This window comes from Faecalicatena contorta (genome assembly GCF_001404335.1).
Taxonomy (GTDB): Bacteria; Bacillota; Clostridia; order Lachnospirales; family Lachnospiraceae; genus Faecalicatena; species Faecalicatena contortus_B.
In genome coordinates this window covers 40,797-58,002 of record NZ_CYZU01000015.1, presented here as the reverse complement: position 1 = coordinate 58,002, position 17,206 = coordinate 40,797, and the positions used below count along the sequence as shown (strand labels likewise).

Here is a 17,206-nt window from a genome sequence, read left to right as displayed (position 1 = left end):
ATGATCGAATGTCAGAATGTGTCGTTTTCCTATCCGGCCAGTGGGATTCCTGGCAATGATACGCAGACTGGAGGGGCATTACAGAATATTTCCTGTACGATTGAGGATGGTTCTTTTGTCCTGCTTTGCGGACCCTCCGGCTGTGGAAAAACTACGATGACACGTTTGCTGAATGGCCTGATTCCCCATTACCATGAAGGGAATTTTACCGGTTCTGTCCGGTTGGACGGAAAGGATACCCGCGAATTATCACTGTTTGATATTTCATTGAAGGTAGGCTCTGTATTCCAAAATCCCCGTTCCCAGTTCTTCAATGTGGATACGACCAGCGAGCTGGCCTTTGGGCCGGAAAATCACGGGATGCCGGAGGAAATTGTACGGGAACGGGTAAACCGTGTGGCAGGGCAGTTAAAACTGGAGCCGTTGCTTGACAGGAGCATTTTCTCCCTATCCGGTGGGGAAAAGCAAAAAATCGCCTGCGGCTCGGCTGCGGCGGTTGATCCCCGGATTTATGTTTTGGACGAACCATCATCCAATCTGGATACCTACGCCATATCCGATTTCCGGCAGCTCCTTTCCATCCTGAAAGCACAGGGAAAAACGATTATTATATCGGAACACAGGCTCTATTATCTGTCCGGTTTATTTGACCGCGTTCTATACTTGAAAGACGGGGAAATCCAGGGCGATTATTCGGCGAAGGAATTTACGGGCCTGTCTGCAAAACAGCGGGATGAAATGGGACTTCGTCCTTTATCACTGGACGGGTTGAAAGAGATAACGGGACCGGTTTCGCACAGATCGGATTCATCTTGGATGCTATCCAATATTTCATTTTCTTATAAACATGAGCCGGAAATCCTGCATATTCCAGAAGCGGTCTTTCCGGTTGGCAAGGCAACTGCGGTGATCGGGCATAATGGGGCTGGGAAGTCAACCCTTTCCCGGTGTCTGTGCGGATTGGAAAAGCGGTGCCGGGGCTTGGTACAGGATCAGGAAAGGGCGTATTCCCAAAAAGAAAGGCTCCGGCTGTGTTATATGGTCATGCAGGACGTAAATCATCAGCTTTTTACAGAAAGCGTCCTGGATGAAATCCTGTTGAGCATGAGAGATGAGGACAAAGAAAAAGCAGAACAGATTCTGGATGGAATGGATTTATTGCCATACAAGGACTGCCATCCAATGAGCTTATCCGGCGGGCAGAAGCAGCGCGTTGCGGTTGCCTCTGCGATTACATCGGAGAGGCCCCTTGTATTATTTGATGAGCCGACCAGCGGCCTTGACCTCCTGCACATGAGGCAGGTTGCAAAGGTTGTCAATCAGGTAACGGATACAGGGAGGACTGCTGTTGTGGTAACGCATGATCCGGAATTTATCCTGCGGTGCTGCGAATTTGTCCTTCATTTGGAAAACGGACAGGTTCAGGAGAGCTATTCCATAGAGGACAGCGATGGCAGGAACCGTCTGCTGAAATTCTTCCTGAACGATATGGAGAAGGAGGTGTCCATGAAATGAAAGAAGAAAAGAAAGCGTCGCCAATAAGTGTTTTATTGGGCTGGGGCAAACCGTATCACGGGAAATTCATCGGCAGCGTCGTCCTTGCGGTTTTGGGCGTTGCCTGTCAGATGGTGCCTTATTTCTGTGTGGCGCATATCGTCACAATGATGTTGGACGGGGAGCAGGATTTTTCCCGTTATGTGACAGCTTGCATGGTCGCACTTTGCGGATACCTGGGGAAAGTGCTGTTTTCCAGTCTGTCAACGACTATTTCCCATACAGCGGCCTATTACACGCTGCGGGATATCCGGGAGAGGCTGACAGGGAAACTGGCCCGCGTTCCGATGGGGACGATCCTGGATACTCCGTCCGGTCAGTATAAAACAACGATTGTTGACCGGGTGGAAGGGATGGAATCCACGTTTGCACATCTCATCCCGGAGATGACCGCAAACATCCTGGTTCCGGTGGTAATTGTCGTGTATCTTTTCATTATGGACTGGCGCATGGCGCTGTTGTCCCTTGTTACGCTGGTAGTCGGTCTTGCCGTAATGTCTGTCGGTATGATGAGTTACCCAAAGAAATGGGAGGGCGCGGTCAAAGCCGGGAAAGATATGGCGAATGCCATTGTGGAATATATCGGCGGGATTGAAGTCGTCAAGGCGTTCAGCCAGTCAGCCGGTTCCTACAAGAAATATTCGGACGCCGTGAATTACAATGCGAATTACTATGTGGAATGGATGCGGGAAAACCAGAAAACCATGAGTGCCTACAATGCGATCCTTCCCTCAGTGCTGATCTGTGTGCTGCCCTGTGGGTTTGCCTTCTGGCTGTCCGACAGCCTGGAATTATCTGCGTTCCTCTCCATTGTGATTTTCTCCCTGGGGCTTGTGGGACCGATCATGTCCGTCTTTACCTTTACGGATGACCTGGCTGTACTGGGAACCAATGTGGAGGAAATCAGCCAGCTATTGAACGCGGAAGAACTGAACCATAAAGATACGCCGGTAAATCTGGCAGATACCAGTATCGGACTCGACCATGTTTCCTTTTCCTATGATGGGGAAACTGAGGTGCTGCATGATGTGAGCCTTTCCATTCAGCCGGGAACCATGACCGCCCTTGTAGGACCGTCCGGTTCCGGAAAATCTACCGTGGCGAAGCTGATCGCTGGGTATTGGGATGTTACGTCCGGTAGTATTACCCTGGGCGGCCATGAACTGAAGGAGATACCGCTGTCTGAAATTGTCGCCCAGATTTCCTATGTATCGCAGGATAATTACCTGTTTAACCGCAGCATCCGGGAAAATATCCGCATGGGCAGGCCGGACGCCACAGATGCGGAGGTGGAGCAGGCAGCAAAACAAAGTGGCTGTAACACCTTTATCCGCAAGTTGGATCAAGGGTATGATACCGTTGTCGGCAGCGCCGGTTCCCATCTTTCCGGCGGTGAGCGACAGAGAATCGCCATTGCCCGCGCCATGCTGAAGGACGCCCCTGTGGTCATTTTGGACGAGGCGACAGCATATATCGATCCAGAGAATGAGGCAGTTGTGCAGAAAGCAATCTCTGCCCTGACAGTGGGTAAAACGCTGATCGTGATTGCCCATCGCCTGTCTACCATTATCGGTGCGGACAATATTGTGGTGGTCAAGGATGGAACTATCCATGCCCGGGGAACGCATGATAAGTTACTGGAAACCTGTCCCCTTTACCGGGATATGTGGCAGGCGCATATCGGCGCAAAGGATCATATGTAAGGGGGTGTTGTCAAATGTATGGAACATTGAAAAAAATTTTTGCGTTTGCTGGCAGCAAAGAGGGACTGCTGAAAAAATCCCTGCTGTTTGCGTTCCTCTCCGGCCTGTTTGCGGCTTTACAGTTTGCCGCCCTCTTTATCGTGGTGGAGGCGTTGGTATCCGATAACCGGGACAGCCGGTTTATCTGGATTTCTTTGGGCATCATGGCTGTTTCCCTGGTTGGAAGGATCATCACGACCTATTTCTCCACGATGGAGCAGACGGAAACCGGCTACTGTATGGTGGCGGAAAAGCGTATCCACATCGGAGACCGGCTGCGTTACATCCCGATGGGATATTTTAACAAGAACAGTATCGGGAACATTACCGCTATCGTTACCACCACGTTAGGGGATGTGGAAAATTCGGCGGCGCGTGTGCTGGTATCTGTGTTGGGCGGATTTTTCAATTCGGTGGCGCTTGTCATCGTTTTGGTGGTTTTTGACTGGCGGATCGGTCTGATTGCCGCAGTCGGCGTCCTGCTTTATCTTGCAGCGGCGGAACTGGCGCTCCGCAAATCTGAGCGCTTAAGCGGAGTGCGGCAGCATACACAGGAAAGCCTTGTGGAATCCGTCCTGGAGTATATCCAGGGGATGGGGATCGTGAAAGCCTTCGGTATGGAGAAGGACAGCACACAGTCCATTGACAGCGCAATCAAGGCAAGCTGCCGGGACAATTTGAAACTGACAAAAGCCAGTGTCCCCTATGATGCCCTGAAACAGGTTGTTGTCCGGGTGTTCAGTGTTTTGCTGCTCCTGGCCTCCATTTACTTCTGGCTGAACGGTTCCCTGTCATTGGCCTATGGCGTGATTTTGGTGATCGCTTCCTTTATGGTGTTCAATGATCTGGAAAACGCCGGAAACATGGCCTCCCTGCTGCAAATGCTGGCGGCTTCTATGGATACGGCAAACTCTATTGACGATACGCCGGTCATGGATGAAAAGGGCGCAGATGTGGTTCCGGCATCCTCGGAAATTATATTTGATAATGTGGACTTTTCCTATGCAGACCGAAAAATTCTGGATCATGTCAGCTTTACGATCCCTGCCGGAACGACCACTGCCATTGTCGGCCCGTCCGGTTCTGGCAAGACGACTATGTGCAACCTGATTGCCCGATTTTGGGATGTAGACGCCGGGAGAATTACGGTTGGCGGCAAAGATGTCCGGGATTTTAAACTGGACAGCCTGATGAAGAATATCGGCATGGTATTTCAGAACGTGTATCTGTTTGCCGATTCGATTGAGAACAACATCAAATTCGGCTGCCCGGATGCCACGCACGAACAGGTGGTAGAGGCGGCGAAAAAGGCTTGCTGCCATGAATTTATTTCCGCCCTGACCGACGGGTATGATACGGTGATCGGGGAAGGCGGAGGAACCCTGTCCGGTGGTGAGAAGCAGCGTATTTCCATTGCCCGCGCCATATTGAAAGACGCCCCGATTATCATTCTGGATGAAGCCACAAGCAGCGTTGACCCGGAAAATGAAGAAGAATTGCAGCGGGCGATTGCGGAATTGACGCACGACAAGACTATTATTATGATCGCCCACCGCCTGAAAACCGTCCGGGGTGCGGATCAGATATTGGTATTGGATGATTCCCATATCGTTCAGCGCGGCACTCATGCAGAACTGATCCAGCAGAAGGGTCTGTATGCGGACTTCGTATCCGAAAGGCAGGAAGCTATCGGCTGGAAACTGGCACAGTAAAGGAGGCGGCAATGAAGATTTATGCGTCGGGCGAGGATTATTTGGAAGCAGTCCTTGTATTGCAAAAGGAAAAAGGCATGGTTCGCTCCGTTGACCTTGCCCGACACATGGGATTCAGTAAACCGAGTATCAGCCATGCAGTAGGTGTGTTAAAGAATGGCGGTTTTCTGACCGTGGATGAAGATGGATATCTCCATCTGACCGAAGACGGGCGGGAGGTTGCTGAGAAAATTTATGAACGGCATCAGTTCTTTACGGAGCAGCTTGTAGCTGTCGGGGTTGATCGGGAAACCGCAGAAAGGGATGCCTGTCGGATAGAACATGCAATCAGCGAAGAGACTTTTCAGAAATTGAAAGCTTCGGTTGAAAAACAGAGCAATGATACAGCATAACTTGAATGAATTATTTAGCACAGAAATTTGCATCTAATCAACAGATATTATCTATATATTGTGATTGAAATGTTGACGCAAACAAAATACAGTGCTATGATAATTGCGTAAATAGTTTTATTTGGGAAATATCCTGAATAAGAAATTTCATTCTGGAGAGGTCCGGGATTTGAAAGTAGATTGTGCGAAAAGTACAGGAGAAGTCTGTTCGGACTTCTGTAATATTGATTCGGGCATCAGCCTGAAAAGACAGAAAAGACATCAAAAAGCAAAGAATTGTTTTTTGGTGTCTTTTTTTATGTTCAGGCTGGCAAAAGGAGGGAAGACAAGAACAACCTTTGATCGAATATATTTATATAATGGATTGGAATGTGGAAAAGTGGAGAACCCAAATACCTTTTACCCGATTTGTATTGTACGGTAAGGAACCTGGAAGAGAGATTTTTCAAAGAAGCGGCCGAAAGAATTACAAGGGATTGTAGGAAATAAAAGATTGGAGGAAACAGAAACGTATGGCAAATACCAGATTATTTGACAGCTGGCAGATTGGGATGGATCTGCCGGCACCTTTTGACAGGGCGATAGATGGAGGCGTGCGGTATTCAACGAAGGAAGAGGACTGTTCCTGCTACAACAAGGCGATAAGGGGGAAAAAGCAACACTCTTTCCCGTCGTGCTCCGTGCGGTGCTGAACCTGATGCGGGGAGGACTGGTCGATGGAAACATCGCTGCGGGAGCGCAGCTTGCCGCAGACCGGCAGGCTGCGTTCTACTGTATGGAGTACACGAAAGCATATCAGGGAAAAGCAGCTTTTGCGAAACAAAAGAAGCAGCAGAGGCGAGCAAGACAGAAAAAAGAAACAAGAGATAATCTGGCTAAAGAAGAAATCTTGCAAGATGACAGATTTTTCTTTATTGCCGGTTATACCTCCGGAGGTGCACCGTATGGTGTCACCTGGGAGGAAATGGGTCTGAAACCTTGGGAAGAAAATGAGTGAGTTGCAGTGCAATCTTATTGACCTCTTGTGACAGAAACGGATTCCCGTTTTGCCGGAAGTAAGTCTGAATTGATTTCCGGAGCATCGAGCAGCACAGAGAAATTTTGCTGAATGATTTCCAAGGTTTTCTGCTTTTTCTGCAATTCCTGTTTTTCCCGGACAGTAGCAGCCTGTTCAGATTCAAGATTTTCAATCAGCTTTTGGACTTTATTAGGGCTTGGGATTTTGGTAACGCCGAGATCCTGAAGCTCTTTTTTTAGTGAATCGTGGAGCTGGTATTCTGCCTGATGTTTGGTGCGGTATGCTTTTGGATTTTTAGCAGATTTACAATCTTCAATTACTTTACGGCAAAGCCGATAAGAATCACAGTGTTTCTGAATGACTTTCTGCGTGCTCAGTTCACTGTTGATTTGTGCTATTCTTTGGTCGGCAACTTTCACAGAAGCTTCAATGTCAGATACATGCTGCCTGAAATCGTCATAATTCAGCAAGTTATTTTCGGAAAGATAGTTGAAGGTGCGGGCCGCCTCTTTCAAATTATTGAGCTTTGCCCATCGTTCAAATCCTTCTCGATTGCCGGTTGTAACATACGTGGAGATATTGATATACAGGCGGGCTTCTCTGGACAGATGCTTTGGAGCTTTTACTTTGCTACGATTTTTTGCCAGGCGGATGCGAACATTTTCTTCGGAATAATAGCTTCCGAGAGATTTCATATAAGTGAAGTTTTTCTGCTCTGGTGCACGGAAGGACAGGTGCTTTCCTTGGCGGATTTCATATCCGGCTAACTGCATCTTTTGCAGAAATTCCTCATAGTTGATGGAAACCCAGATTGCCTTATCAACCGCAACACGTAGCTTGGCTTTCCAACTGGTGCCACGATGATATTCCATGTTCTCTTTATAGTTTTTACCTTTTTCTCCGGTTGGCATACTGGTGGCAAGTCCATTTTCATGACAGATACGATTGCTGATTCTACAAAGTTTGTGGTAGCTCCGTTTATTGGAAACATACTTGTGATGATCAACAAAGCTTGCAGCGTTGAAGAGGATGTGATTGTGAATATGATTTTTGTCAACATGAGTACTGATCACGTATTCATATTTTCCTTTCAGTACTTCGTCTGCAAATTGTTGCCCTAAGCGATGAGCGGTTTCGGCATCAACTTCTCCAGGCTTGAAGGACTGGATCAGATGAAATGCCAGGTTATCACCTTTGTCCATTCCATTCTTTTTTGCCATTTCTCTTGTCATAGAAAATTCAAGATCTGCAGTTTCCGGGGAACAGCCAAAACTGGAAACTAACAGTTTTTCAGCTGTTTTATCTGGATTCGTGATGTAGTCCAGAGCTTTCTTGTCTGTTACTTTAACGGGGAAGATCTTAAGATACGCCATAATTCTTTCACCATCTCTTTCAATTCTTGCATTTCTTCCGGATATAGATCTCCGGTGATATTTACCTTTTTTGCAATCTGGTTTATATTTACACCAATCTTGTGCATTTCCTCATACTGTTTCTTCAGTGGAGTGGTATCGGTGTTGACGATATAACCGTCGATTGCCATTTTTCGCAGATAAGCTCCCATGTTTTTGGTTTTTGATTCTATCATCTTCCTGCGGATTAGCTTCCTTTCTTCTTCGGTGACATAAAAATGAATTTCTTTGTTTCTCTTTCTTTCAGCCATTGGTGGGTTCTCCTTTCTGAGAGGGCAGTAGTATCGTTGCTTTCAGCGTTTTTTCAATTTAGGGCAGGGTACCCTAAATTGGGATTTTCCGGAAGTGTATCCTCACTTCCTGTCCTTGCTGTTTTACCCCTCTATTAGTTAAAGTCAGGAGAACCGGAAAAATGCAAAAGAATTTGGCAGGTAGTATGGGATACGAAAATGTGGTATGATTATGGGCAGGATATCAGAAAAATCAGGAGTTGAATAGATTGTGAAGAAAGAAGAAATTTTTGAATATGTGCAGAAACAGTATGGCACAATGCCGGAATATTTATGGAGTAAACTATCGGACAGTGCAGTACTTCGACATAAAAATGGAAAATGGTATGCAGTGATCATGACGGTTGAAAAATCGAAACTGGGATTAGAGGGAAATGATCTGGTTGACATTATGGATGTAAAGTGCAATCCAGAAATGACCAGCATGATTATTCAGACTTATGGATTTTTACCAGGATACCATATGGATAAACAGCACTGGATCACGATTTTACTGGATGGTTCAGTCAGTGAAGCGAAGATATTGGACTTTTTGGATATGAGCTATGACCTGATTGACGGAGCAGACGGAAAGGAAGAAAAATGAGAACAGCGATAGTATACGCATCTGTGCATCATGGAAATACAGAAAAATTAGTAAAGAGGATCGCAGAAGAATGTCAGGTGGATTTGATTGATGCTGTGAAACAGCCAGATGCAGACCTGAGCAGTTATGATATGATTGGGTTTGCATCAGGAATCTATTTTTCAAAGTTTCATCAGTCGATATTGGAATTTGCAGAGAAGAATCTACCGGACGACAAAAAGATATTTCTGATCTGTACTTATGGCGGGAGTGCGAATTATAAAACCATAGAGCAGATTTTGGATAAAAGACATGCCAGTGTGGTTGGAAAATTTGGTTGTAAAGGGTATGACACATTCGGACCATTTAAACTGGTTGGAGGTATTGCTAAAGACCATCCGAATGAAGAAGATATGAAAAACGCAGCGGATTTCGTAAAAGGATTACACTGATTTTTGAGCAAAAGGAAAACCGGGGATTTTACTCCTCGGTTTTCTGGCAGCTGTGTTTCAGTCTTCAACCTGAAAAATATCTTCTACAGGCACTTTCAGGTAATGTGCCAGCCGGATTGCAATCTCAAGAGAAGGATTACGTTCTCCACGTTCGATGCGGCCTATAGTCTGGCTGCAGGAACCTATGGCTTCAGCCAAATCTGCTTGAATGAGATTCCGTTCTTCACGAATATCTTTTAGTGTATTATTGATTGCCATTCAATCACTTCCTTTGCTTATTGTTATCAGCAGGATCATGAACCTGCTGTTGAAGTCTAATGAAATCCCGGAATTTCTGCACCTTTGCATTTCCCGATTACTTTTCCAAAAATCTTAAAAGAGTCAGATTCCAAAACCTGGATAGGACGATATTTTTGATTTAAAGAAATCAGATAAACACCATCTGGCTCATCGTGTAATTCCTTGATGTAAGTATTGCCGTTGAGATAGAAGATTCCAATTTCACCATTAGCAAGAGAATCTTTTTTCTGAATCCATGCAACATCGTCTGTATGATAAAGTGGCTCCATACTGTCACCGGAAATCCGTACACCAAAGTCAGTCTGCTCAGGAGCAAGGTGTCCTACATCATAGGTTTCTTTTACAGAATCCTCCAGGTAATTTCCAGTACCAGCAGAAACTGGTTCCCAGGTAATTTCTACAGGATGATGGAATGGGATAATTTTTGCAGACAGTGGAGAAAACTTTTTAGAAGCTTTCAAAATATCAGCAAATTCAATCAATTTATTTCTGCCTTCTTCATTCAATCCACTCATAATGTTATATGGGTTTTCTCCAAAGAAGGATTCATATATATCTTCGATATCAAGTAACTGGCAAAGTGTCAGGAAAACATGTAAAGCTGGTTCTCGTGCATTGGTCTCCCATTTGGAGATTGCTTTTGTAGTGACCTGAATACCTTCCTGAGAAAGCAGGTCTACCAGATCTGATTGAGAGTATCCTTTCTTTTTTCTATTTTCTGCTAATATTTCCCCGAAATCACGCATTTGTTCGCCTCATTTCTATTTGAATTTTCTATATGCATTATACCGTATGTTAGAAATAAAATCAACAATAATCTCCAAAATGGAGAAAATACAACCAAGATGTTACTTGACTATCTCCGGAATGTCGATATATACTAAACATACAAAAATTGATAAGACATCATGTTGAAGGAAACAGCTGGGAGGTGAAAAGTTTGAGTGAGCGTGTGATCCTGCATAGTGATATGAACTGTTTTGTGTGACTTGAAAGTCACTACATTTATTGTCTTACCGTAAGGTGTAAGACCTGCTGTTCCGTCAGTTGAGTCTAATATCTACAAAGTAGCGGGTAACTGCTATGAGGAAACGAGATATGAAAAATCATCTTTACAGAGATGTAGAACTGATTCCGTGAGGATAAGAACAAGTAAGAGCAACACTGACTTGAGATGATGACTGGGATAGAATGGCTAAGATATCTGAATCACTGGTAAATGTCGTTATGCGCGAACAGGCCAAAGGTTGCTGGGCCTGGCCCAAAATGGGAATGCGGTTTGGTTGGGGGTTGAAACAGCCACCACACGGACTATAGAACCGTCGGCAGAAAGGTGGAGCCTAATCTACCAGCATAAATGTAGTGGAACAAGGTAAGCCCGTATATCTCCATAAAGATACGGAAAGTAACCCGTAAGGGAAACCGATAGATGTGCGGGTAAGGAGGACGGAGAAAGCGAATGCCTTCTTGTAATGAGAAGGATAGAGAATATACTCACCCGAAAGGGGGCAGACTTCCGTCTGGTCTTATGTTGCAAGAGAATTAGCAGAATTTCTGAAAGGAGAAATGCAAATGTACGAGAAATCGTGTGCATCTTCAAATCACATTAAGAGCTGGAAGGATATTGATTTTGGAACAGCTGAATATGAGGTTAAGAAACTGCAGATGCGTATTGCAAAGGCTGTAAAGGAGAACAGAGTAGGAAAAATCAAATCCTTACAATGGACTCTGACTCATTCGTTTTATGCAAAAGCAATTGCTGTAAAAAGAGTAACAGAAAACAAGGGTAAAAGAACACCTGGAGTAGATGGCGTGTGTTGGATAAGTAATGAGGACAAATTTAACGCCATATTCACACTTCAGAGAAGAGGATACCAACCTCAACCGCTCAGACGAATCTACATTCCAAAGAAAAATGGAAAAAAGAGACCACTGAGTATTCCTACAATGAAAGATAGGGCAATGCAAACATTACACAAAATGGCACTGGAACCAGTCACAGAAACTCTGGCAGACGGCACTTCATACGGATTCAGACCCAACAGATGTGTTCAAGACGCTATAGAGCAATGTTTTGTCGACTTGGCTCGAAAAACAGCACCAGAATGGGTGTTGGAAGGTGACATAAAAGGATGTTTCGATAACATAAATCATGAATGGATGCAAAAGAATATCCCTATGGACAAAGAAATTTTGCACAAATTTCTTAAAGCTGGATTTGTGGAAAAGGGAAAACTCAATGCTACTGACCAAGGAACACCACAGGGAGGTACTATTTCACCGACGCTGTGTAATTATGTATTGGACGGATTAGAAAGATTATTGAAGAATAAGTTCAAACGGTATTGGTCGAAAGGTAGACAGATAAATCCAAAAGTAAATCTGGTGCGCTATGCAGATGATTTCATTATTACAGGAGTATCAGAGGAACTATTAAGAAACGAGGTACTACCTTTAGTAAAAGAGTTCATGCATGAAAGAGGATTAGAATTATCGGATGAAAAGACAGTTATTACGAACATACACGATGGATTTGACTTTTTGGGTTGTAATATTCGTAAATATGGGGATAAATTACTTACCAAACCATCAAAACAGAATGTTAAATCAATTATGCGTAAAATTCGTGGAACAATTAAGAAGTTCCGAACGGGCAAGCAATCCGATCTGATCAAATGCCTGAATCCTATTATCAGAGGATGGGTGAACTTTCAGAAGTATAACGTATCTTCGGTTGCATTTAGATATGTGGACTGGCAGACATTCAAGGCGCTATGGAGATGGTGCCGACGTAGACATAAAAACAAACCAGCCGCATGGATAAGAGATAAATATTTCCACAGAATCGGAAACCGTAGCTGGACTTTCTCTGAAAAGCTGACGGAGGATAATTATCTCGCATTAGTATATGCAACCGACACAAACATTACCCGTTTTACATGTATTAAAGCGGAAGCGAATCCCTACGATGAAATTTGGATGGAATACTTCGCTGAACGCAAAAATAAATCCTACAGCAATTTCAAATTTGTATACGAATGATATACAACCGGCTTATTGTGGCAGCAATAGGCTTTATAAGGCTTGAGCCGTATGATGGGAAACTATCACGTACGGTTCTTAGGGGAGGGAAGGACAGTAATGCTCTTCTCTTACCCGACTATGCCAGTGTAGAAATGCTGCATCATCCGGAATTTGCCGGAATGCCGCTGGCAGTCGGTGGCGATCCGGAAGCCAGACATGGGATTGTGCTGACAGCAAATTATATTGCAAAGCAAAAAGGTGTAAAGACCGGAATGGCATTATGGCAGGCAAAACAGATTTGTCCGGAAATCATATTTGTACCACCACGGATGGATTTGTATTTGAGATTTTCAAAGATGGCAAGAGAAATCTATTCGGAGTATACGGACAAGATTGAGCCATATGGAATTGATGAAGCCTGGCTGGATGTATCGGACAGCAGAAATCTGAAAGGAAGCGGAATGACGATTGCAAGAGAAATCAGCCATCGGATTAAATACGAACTGGGTGTAACGGTAAGTATTGGAATTTCCTGGAATAAGATTTATGCGAAACTTGGTTCAGATTATAAAAAGCCGGATGCAATCACAGAGTTTAATCGAGAAAATTATAAAGACAGGATATGGCAGCTTCCAGCGTCAGATTTGCTTTATGTCGGAAGACAGACAAATAAGAAATTGCAAAAACTTGGAATCCGGACAATCGGGCAACTTGCGGAATCAGACGAAAAGTTGTTAGAGAGTCATTTTGGAAAAATAGGAAATGTATTATGGGCTTTCGCAAATGGCTGGGATGAAGATCCGGTTTGCAAGGAAGGATATGAAGCACCAGTAAAGTCGATAGGTAATAGCACTACAACACCGAGAGATCTGGAAAATGATCTGGATGTCTGGATCATTCAAATAGCATTGGCAGAAAGTGTAGCTGCACGATTGCGGAAACATGGATTTAAATGCAAAACAGTAGAAATTACAGTTCGAGATAATCGATTGTATAGTTTTTCCAGACAGATACATTTACGACAGCCAACGAATATTACAAACGAGATTGTAACTGCAGCATTTCAGCTATTTAAAGATAATTACAAATGGGAACATCCCATTAGAAGCCTGGGAATCCGAGCTGCGGATCTTGTGTTAGATGATATTCCCGTGCAGTTGGATTTATTTGGAAATCAGGAGAAAAAGGAAAAGTTAGAGAAGCTGGATCGTACTGTAGATGAGATCAGACGAAGGTTTGGTTATTTCAGTATACAGCGAGCGGCAATGTATCAGGATAAAGTCTTATCCCACTTAGACGCTGGTACGCACACGATCCATCCACATAGTTATTTCCATGGGTAATTGGAGGGATAGATTTGAAAAAAGCATTAACCAGAAAACAGGAAGAAAGTTATCAGTGTATTTTACGATATACCAATGAACATGGATATCCACCGACAATACGGGAATTTGGAAAATTGATCGGGGTGAAATCAACATCATCAGCATTTTCCAGAATCAAGCAGTTGGAGTTAAATGGATATATCCGCAGAATCCCGGCATCGCCAAGAGCAATTGAGATTTTATAGTGAGGTGTCGGCATGAACAAAGTATATGTAGATGTAGTAGCAGAGTTTCGGAAAAACGGACAGCTGGTTCCCATATTTTTTACATGGGAGGATGGAAGAAAGTATAGCATTGACAGAATTTTGAAAATCGAGCGATGCGCCAGCAGAAAGGCAGGCGGTGTAGGAATGATGTACACCTGTATGATACAAGGGCAGGAAAGCCACTTGTTTTACGAAGTGGATAAATGGTTTATGGAGAGAAAAACAGCATAAGGAGAGCTTGGTATAGACGATATTATTTGGATTATTAACCGGCAGGGATAGTCACTTTCCCTTTTTATTCCTGCAGGTTTTACATAAGAAGATGGATTCCGGTCAGCAAAGGCAGCTCCCACAATGCCTTTTGGATATCCGCTTCTGCAAGTTGTAGTAAGTAATTGCTTCCCATCAAAATCATGGGGAAAGCGAACTGGTCTGAAAGACCGCCAGTTAGTGTGATGATGATAAGGAGATTTTGAAACTGATGACAGACAGAGATTATGCAATTAAATCAATGAAAGAGATTACCTTCCAGATGGCAAGCCATGCACAGGATTATTTGGAAGTAACGATTGAAAGACATTATACTGATATTAAAGAATTGATGACAAGCTATCAGAAATTGATTTTGGAAAATCAGATTGTGTTAGAAGAACTGGATATGGAGTGCCAGGAGAAAATCAATGAAGATATGGCATATGCGTTGAGTTATCTGAGCATTTATAACAATCAGCTGAATGTGCCAAAGATGCACCGGGAAATGAATAACCTGATGATCATTTATGGCTTGTCAGATATGATCTATCGTGGAATGACACTGGTTAAGTTCTATGCACCGAATGGTGTGATGCTCAGTGAGATCCTTCATTCCTGTTTTTGCAGTCATTATAATAAGACAGATGTGGAAGTACAACAGGAGTTAGGAATAGGCAGGACTTCATTTTATAAAATGAAGAAGCAGGCACTTGGGTATTTAGGATTTTATTTTTATGAGATCGTGGTACCGCAGGCAAAGGATAAAAGATTTAAACCGTCACTGGGCGTAGAGGAAGAGTAGGTGAATAATATGAGATACGAAGATTCGATGAAAGGTGTAGCTGATCAGATAATCAAAGAACAGCAACGAGCCAGTAAAATTAAAAACAATCCAGAAGAGTTCCATTGGCATGACGAATATGCAACGTTGAATTTCTTTCGGTTTATCTGCAAAAATATCGGTAACTTGGGAAATGGAGAAATTGAAAAAATGGTCACACGCTTAAAGAGCATAGATCAGAAAGCAGTGGAAAACCATGTGAATGGTGCTGTTTGGGCATTTGATTATGATAAGATGTTCTGTGTATTGATGGAAAATGAAATTTGCCGAAAGGTGTGTGAAAAGAATAAATATAATAGTTGGACGAAGCTGATTGGACAGTATTGTATTTCAATGGCTTAAAGATAAAGAAAGTTGCTGGAGAGAAAAAATATTCTCCAGCAACTTTGTCTTTGATGAATAAAGGTCAAATTTTCATTTAACTATTCTCACTATTATTTGATTCAGTGATTTTTTTCTTCTTTGGAGAAACCAGTTTGTGACCGGAATAAATGGACATGCCAATACAAAGCAATGAAGAATAGGCAAAGTATTTATGTGCAGTCATAGATTTTTTGATTCCAGAATAAATGCATCCCAACATACAGAAAAGTGCGCCTAAGGACCAGTATTTATGTGATTTCATGATTTGATACCTCCTTTGATTTAACTGATTCAATCATAACGCTTTTTTACGAAAATGCAAAGAAAATCTTGAAATATAGTTCTATAGAATTAGAACTTGGTTTTGCGATTCTGTATATTGAAGACATCCACAAGTATACTAAATCCAGAACGATTATTCGTTCCGGAGGAGGTGTTACGATGGATTTGAAAGCAGTAGGACAGCGAATCAAATCGGCACGAGAAGCAAAAAATCTCACACAAGAGGAACTGGCTGCATTAGTAAATTTAAGCCCGACGCATGTGAGTGTAATAGAGAGAGGCTTGAAAGTTACAAAATTGGATACCTTTGTTGCAATTGCAAATGCGTTAGATGTTTCTGCAGATACTCTTTTAATTGATGTTGTGGCACATTCAGTTACAGGTGTTACAAATGAACTGACAGAAAAAATTGAAAAACTTCCAATCAAAGAACAGAAAAAAATCATCAAAGTAATTCACACATTATTGGAAGAGTGATATGACAAACTGGGAAGAGCAAGTAGCTCTTCTTTTTTTGACCATTTATTCAGATTTAAGTTGTAAAGTGTCTTTTCATGATAATAGAAATATGCTAAATTGGTTCTATAGAACAAGTTGTAAATCCAGTTATATATCGGAGGAAAATGAATGAGAGAAAAAACTATTTATGAGAAGATTGCAGAAAAGTACAACACAACACCAGAAGAAGTACGCAGAGAAATGCAGATAGCCATAGATGCAGGATTTGATAATCCTGATCCGGCTGTGCAGGAAGAATGGAAGAAAATTACACTTAAAGGAGACAGACCCACACCGGAAGAAGTAATCAATTACGCAGTAAAAAAACTAAAAGGAAAATAAAAATATGAAGAAAAAGATAATTGCATTGATTTCAGGAGCAGTGATCTTGATAATTGCTGCAGGAAGTATTTATGGGAAATCTGAATCTGGTCATGAGGAAGGCGAACCGGATGTAGTTGGAACATTTTCCGTAAATCGGGATGAAAATTTAACCGTGGTTGCTAACCGGAAAAATATTGAGGATAGAGAAGCGTTTGTAAGAGAGCTTTTGCAGATGTACAAGGATGATTCTTTTTATTCGACAAAATTCTCCACAGACAGGGGATATGCGACGAGTCTTGATATGAACATCTATTTATGGAAAGAGGATATTGAAGATGGGGAATCGGTAATGACAGCCGAATACAGACCTGTAGAATATGGAAAGGACTATGATGTAGTCAATAATCCTGATAAATTTCAACTATATATAGATGGAAAAGAAGTAGAAGAATAACACGGTGAACTTTTTATACTGAAATATGTACGATTCCAATAATGATATGAACTTATGGGAACATATTGCGGATACTTTGTGAACTTTATCCTGATACAATGATTATGCTGATGAAAGAAGGCATAGATAACTGAATACAA

22 protein-coding genes are annotated in these 17,206 nt (G+C 42.9%); 17 read left to right on the top strand and 5 right to left on the bottom strand.

Annotation, left to right across the window (positions count from 1 at the left end; all coding sequences use genetic code 11):
- The 6 genes from ARB69_RS09675 (at nt 1) to ARB69_RS09645 (ending at nt 6,397) form a co-directional block, all read left to right on the top strand.
- Nucleotides 1-1,515: an ABC transporter ATP-binding protein gene (locus tag ARB69_RS09675; protein ID WP_055057327.1), complete on the top strand. Its 1,515-nt coding sequence runs from the start codon at nt 1-3 to the stop codon at nt 1,513-1,515.
- Complete coding sequence (locus ARB69_RS09670) at nt 1,512-3,257, top strand: ABC transporter ATP-binding protein (RefSeq protein ID WP_024720762.1); 1,746 nt, start codon at nt 1,512-1,514, stop codon at nt 3,255-3,257. The genes ARB69_RS09675 and ARB69_RS09670 overlap by 4 nt, the downstream gene beginning before the upstream one ends.
- A gap of 14 nt (nt 3,258-3,271) precedes the next feature.
- Nucleotides 3,272-5,008, top strand: a complete 1,737-nt coding sequence (locus tag ARB69_RS09665; protein WP_024720761.1) for an ABC transporter ATP-binding protein — start codon at nt 3,272-3,274, stop codon at nt 5,006-5,008.
- 11 nt (nt 5,009-5,019) lie between these two features.
- Complete coding sequence (locus ARB69_RS09660) at nt 5,020-5,400, top strand: metal-dependent transcriptional regulator (protein ID WP_024720760.1); 381 nt, start codon at nt 5,020-5,022, stop codon at nt 5,398-5,400.
- Between the two features lie 512 nt (nt 5,401-5,912).
- A complete protein-coding gene (locus ARB69_RS09650; RefSeq protein ID WP_024728260.1) occupies nt 5,913-6,092 on the top strand; it encodes a hypothetical protein in 180 nt (59 codons plus the stop codon).
- Nucleotides 6,093-6,097: 5 nt separating this feature from the next.
- Entirely contained in the window at nt 6,098-6,397 is a 300-nt protein-coding gene (locus tag ARB69_RS09645) for a hypothetical protein (RefSeq protein ID WP_024728259.1), read from the top strand.
- A 14-nt stretch (nt 6,398-6,411) separates the two neighbouring features.
- Here the strand turns inward: ARB69_RS09645 and ARB69_RS09640 are convergent, their stop codons facing one another.
- Together ARB69_RS09640 and ARB69_RS09635 are read right to left on the bottom strand one after the other, a co-directional pair.
- The gene (locus tag ARB69_RS09640) at nt 6,412-7,791 is read right to left on the bottom strand and encodes a relaxase/mobilization nuclease domain-containing protein (protein ID WP_055057329.1); all 1,380 of its coding nucleotides are present in this window, start codon (nt 7,789-7,791) and stop codon (nt 6,412-6,414) included.
- A complete protein-coding gene (locus ARB69_RS09635; protein WP_024720757.1) occupies nt 7,758-8,081 on the bottom strand; it encodes a plasmid mobilization protein in 324 nt (107 codons plus the stop codon). Before ARB69_RS09635 ends, ARB69_RS09640 begins: the two co-directional genes overlap by 34 nt.
- Nucleotides 8,082-8,331: 250 nt before the next feature.
- On the opposite strand from ARB69_RS09635, the gene ARB69_RS09630 reads away from it, so the two are divergent.
- Together ARB69_RS09630 and ARB69_RS09625 are read left to right on the top strand one after the other, a co-directional pair.
- Complete coding sequence (locus ARB69_RS09630; RefSeq protein ID WP_024720756.1) at nt 8,332-8,706, top strand: MmcQ/YjbR family DNA-binding protein; 375 nt, start codon at nt 8,332-8,334, stop codon at nt 8,704-8,706.
- Entirely contained in the window at nt 8,703-9,137 is a 435-nt protein-coding gene (locus tag ARB69_RS09625; RefSeq protein ID WP_024720755.1) for a flavodoxin family protein, read from the top strand. The genes ARB69_RS09630 and ARB69_RS09625 overlap by 4 nt, the downstream gene beginning before the upstream one ends.
- 57 nt (nt 9,138-9,194) lie before the next feature.
- Here the strand turns inward: ARB69_RS09625 and ARB69_RS09620 are convergent, their stop codons facing one another.
- Both ARB69_RS09620 and ARB69_RS09615 read right to left on the bottom strand, forming a co-directional pair.
- Entirely contained in the window at nt 9,195-9,395 is a 201-nt protein-coding gene (locus ARB69_RS09620; protein ID WP_005344265.1) for a helix-turn-helix transcriptional regulator, read from the bottom strand.
- Nucleotides 9,396-9,451: 56 nt separating this feature from the next.
- A complete protein-coding gene (locus tag ARB69_RS09615; RefSeq protein WP_024720754.1) occupies nt 9,452-10,183 on the bottom strand; it encodes a helix-turn-helix domain-containing protein in 732 nt (243 codons plus the stop codon).
- A gap of 826 nt (nt 10,184-11,009) precedes the next feature.
- Between ARB69_RS09615 and ltrA the strand changes: the two genes are divergently transcribed.
- The 6 genes from ltrA to ARB69_RS09585 all read left to right on the top strand — a co-directional run bounded on the left by ltrA (nt 11,010) and on the right by ARB69_RS09585 (nt 15,487).
- Nucleotides 11,010-12,479, top strand: coding sequence for a group II intron reverse transcriptase/maturase (gene ltrA / locus ARB69_RS09610; RefSeq protein ID WP_055057330.1), 1,470 nt, complete (start codon nt 11,010-11,012; stop codon nt 12,477-12,479).
- Nucleotides 12,480-12,496: 17 nt separating this feature from the next.
- Nucleotides 12,497-13,804, top strand: a complete 1,308-nt coding sequence (gene dinB, locus ARB69_RS09605; RefSeq protein WP_262581046.1) for a DNA polymerase IV — start codon at nt 12,497-12,499, stop codon at nt 13,802-13,804.
- Nucleotides 13,805-13,818: 14 nt separating this feature from the next.
- Nucleotides 13,819-14,031: a DNA-binding protein gene (locus ARB69_RS09600; RefSeq protein ID WP_024720752.1), complete on the top strand. Its 213-nt coding sequence runs from the start codon at nt 13,819-13,821 to the stop codon at nt 14,029-14,031.
- A 12-nt stretch (nt 14,032-14,043) separates the two neighbouring features.
- Nucleotides 14,044-14,283 (top strand): hypothetical protein, encoded by a 240-nt coding sequence (locus ARB69_RS09595; protein ID WP_024720751.1) that lies wholly within the window; start codon nt 14,044-14,046, stop codon nt 14,281-14,283.
- 250 nt (nt 14,284-14,533) lie between these two features.
- Entirely contained in the window at nt 14,534-15,106 is a 573-nt protein-coding gene (locus ARB69_RS09590) for a hypothetical protein (protein WP_008688147.1), read from the top strand.
- Between the two features lie 9 nt (nt 15,107-15,115).
- Nucleotides 15,116-15,487: a hypothetical protein gene (locus ARB69_RS09585; RefSeq protein ID WP_008688148.1), complete on the top strand. Its 372-nt coding sequence runs from the start codon at nt 15,116-15,118 to the stop codon at nt 15,485-15,487.
- 76 nt (nt 15,488-15,563) lie between these two features.
- Here the strand turns inward: ARB69_RS09585 and ARB69_RS09580 are convergent, their stop codons facing one another.
- Nucleotides 15,564-15,770, bottom strand: a complete 207-nt coding sequence (locus tag ARB69_RS09580; RefSeq protein ID WP_024720750.1) for a DUF6219 family protein — start codon at nt 15,768-15,770, stop codon at nt 15,564-15,566.
- A 179-nt stretch (nt 15,771-15,949) separates the two neighbouring features.
- On the opposite strand from ARB69_RS09580, the gene ARB69_RS09575 reads away from it, so the two are divergent.
- The 3 genes from ARB69_RS09575 to ARB69_RS09565 all read left to right on the top strand — a co-directional run bounded on the left by ARB69_RS09575 (nt 15,950) and on the right by ARB69_RS09565 (nt 17,066).
- The gene (locus tag ARB69_RS09575) at nt 15,950-16,267 is read left to right on the top strand and encodes a helix-turn-helix domain-containing protein (protein ID WP_008688152.1); all 318 of its coding nucleotides are present in this window, start codon (nt 15,950-15,952) and stop codon (nt 16,265-16,267) included.
- 150 nt (nt 16,268-16,417) lie between these two features.
- Nucleotides 16,418-16,630, top strand: coding sequence for a sporulation initiation factor Spo0A C-terminal domain-containing protein (locus ARB69_RS09570; protein WP_055152290.1), 213 nt, complete (start codon nt 16,418-16,420; stop codon nt 16,628-16,630).
- A gap of 4 nt (nt 16,631-16,634) precedes the next feature.
- Nucleotides 16,635-17,066, top strand: coding sequence for a hypothetical protein (locus ARB69_RS09565; RefSeq protein WP_055057331.1), 432 nt, complete (start codon nt 16,635-16,637; stop codon nt 17,064-17,066).
- Nucleotides 17,067-17,206: the final 140 nt, after the last annotated feature.

Coding starts and splice junctions, on each gene's coding strand:
- ARB69_RS09670 (WP_024720762.1), top strand. CDS start 1,512: ATGAAAGAAGAAAAGAAAGCGTCGCCAATAAGTGTTTTATTGGGCTGG.
- ARB69_RS09565 (WP_055057331.1), top strand. CDS start 16,635: ATGAAGAAAAAGATAATTGCATTGATTTCAGGAGCAGTGATCTTGATA.
- ARB69_RS09625 (WP_024720755.1), top strand. CDS start 8,703: ATGAGAACAGCGATAGTATACGCATCTGTGCATCATGGAAATACAGAA.
- ARB69_RS09620 (WP_005344265.1), bottom strand. CDS start 9,395: ATGGCAATCAATAATACACTAAAAGATATTCGTGAAGAACGGAATCTC.
- ARB69_RS09580 (WP_024720750.1), bottom strand. CDS start 15,770: ATGAAATCACATAAATACTGGTCCTTAGGCGCACTTTTCTGTATGTTG.
- ARB69_RS09645 (WP_024728259.1), top strand. CDS start 6,098: ATGCGGGGAGGACTGGTCGATGGAAACATCGCTGCGGGAGCGCAGCTT.
- ARB69_RS09615 (WP_024720754.1), bottom strand. CDS start 10,183: ATGCGTGATTTCGGGGAAATATTAGCAGAAAATAGAAAAAAGAAAGGA.
- ARB69_RS09570 (WP_055152290.1), top strand. CDS start 16,418: ATGAGAGAAAAAACTATTTATGAGAAGATTGCAGAAAAGTACAACACA.
- ARB69_RS09575 (WP_008688152.1), top strand. CDS start 15,950: ATGGATTTGAAAGCAGTAGGACAGCGAATCAAATCGGCACGAGAAGCA.
- ARB69_RS09590 (WP_008688147.1), top strand. CDS start 14,534: ATGACAGACAGAGATTATGCAATTAAATCAATGAAAGAGATTACCTTC.
- ARB69_RS09595 (WP_024720751.1), top strand. CDS start 14,044: ATGAACAAAGTATATGTAGATGTAGTAGCAGAGTTTCGGAAAAACGGA.
- ARB69_RS09635 (WP_024720757.1), bottom strand. CDS start 8,081: ATGGCTGAAAGAAAGAGAAACAAAGAAATTCATTTTTATGTCACCGAA.
- ARB69_RS09665 (WP_024720761.1), top strand. CDS start 3,272: ATGTATGGAACATTGAAAAAAATTTTTGCGTTTGCTGGCAGCAAAGAG.
- ARB69_RS09650 (WP_024728260.1), top strand. CDS start 5,913: ATGGCAAATACCAGATTATTTGACAGCTGGCAGATTGGGATGGATCTG.
- ARB69_RS09585 (WP_008688148.1), top strand. CDS start 15,116: ATGAGATACGAAGATTCGATGAAAGGTGTAGCTGATCAGATAATCAAA.
- ARB69_RS09675 (WP_055057327.1), top strand. CDS start 1: ATGATCGAATGTCAGAATGTGTCGTTTTCCTATCCGGCCAGTGGGATT.
- ltrA (WP_055057330.1), top strand. CDS start 11,010: ATGTACGAGAAATCGTGTGCATCTTCAAATCACATTAAGAGCTGGAAG.
- ARB69_RS09660 (WP_024720760.1), top strand. CDS start 5,020: ATGAAGATTTATGCGTCGGGCGAGGATTATTTGGAAGCAGTCCTTGTA.
- ARB69_RS09640 (WP_055057329.1), bottom strand. CDS start 7,791: ATGGCGTATCTTAAGATCTTCCCCGTTAAAGTAACAGACAAGAAAGCT.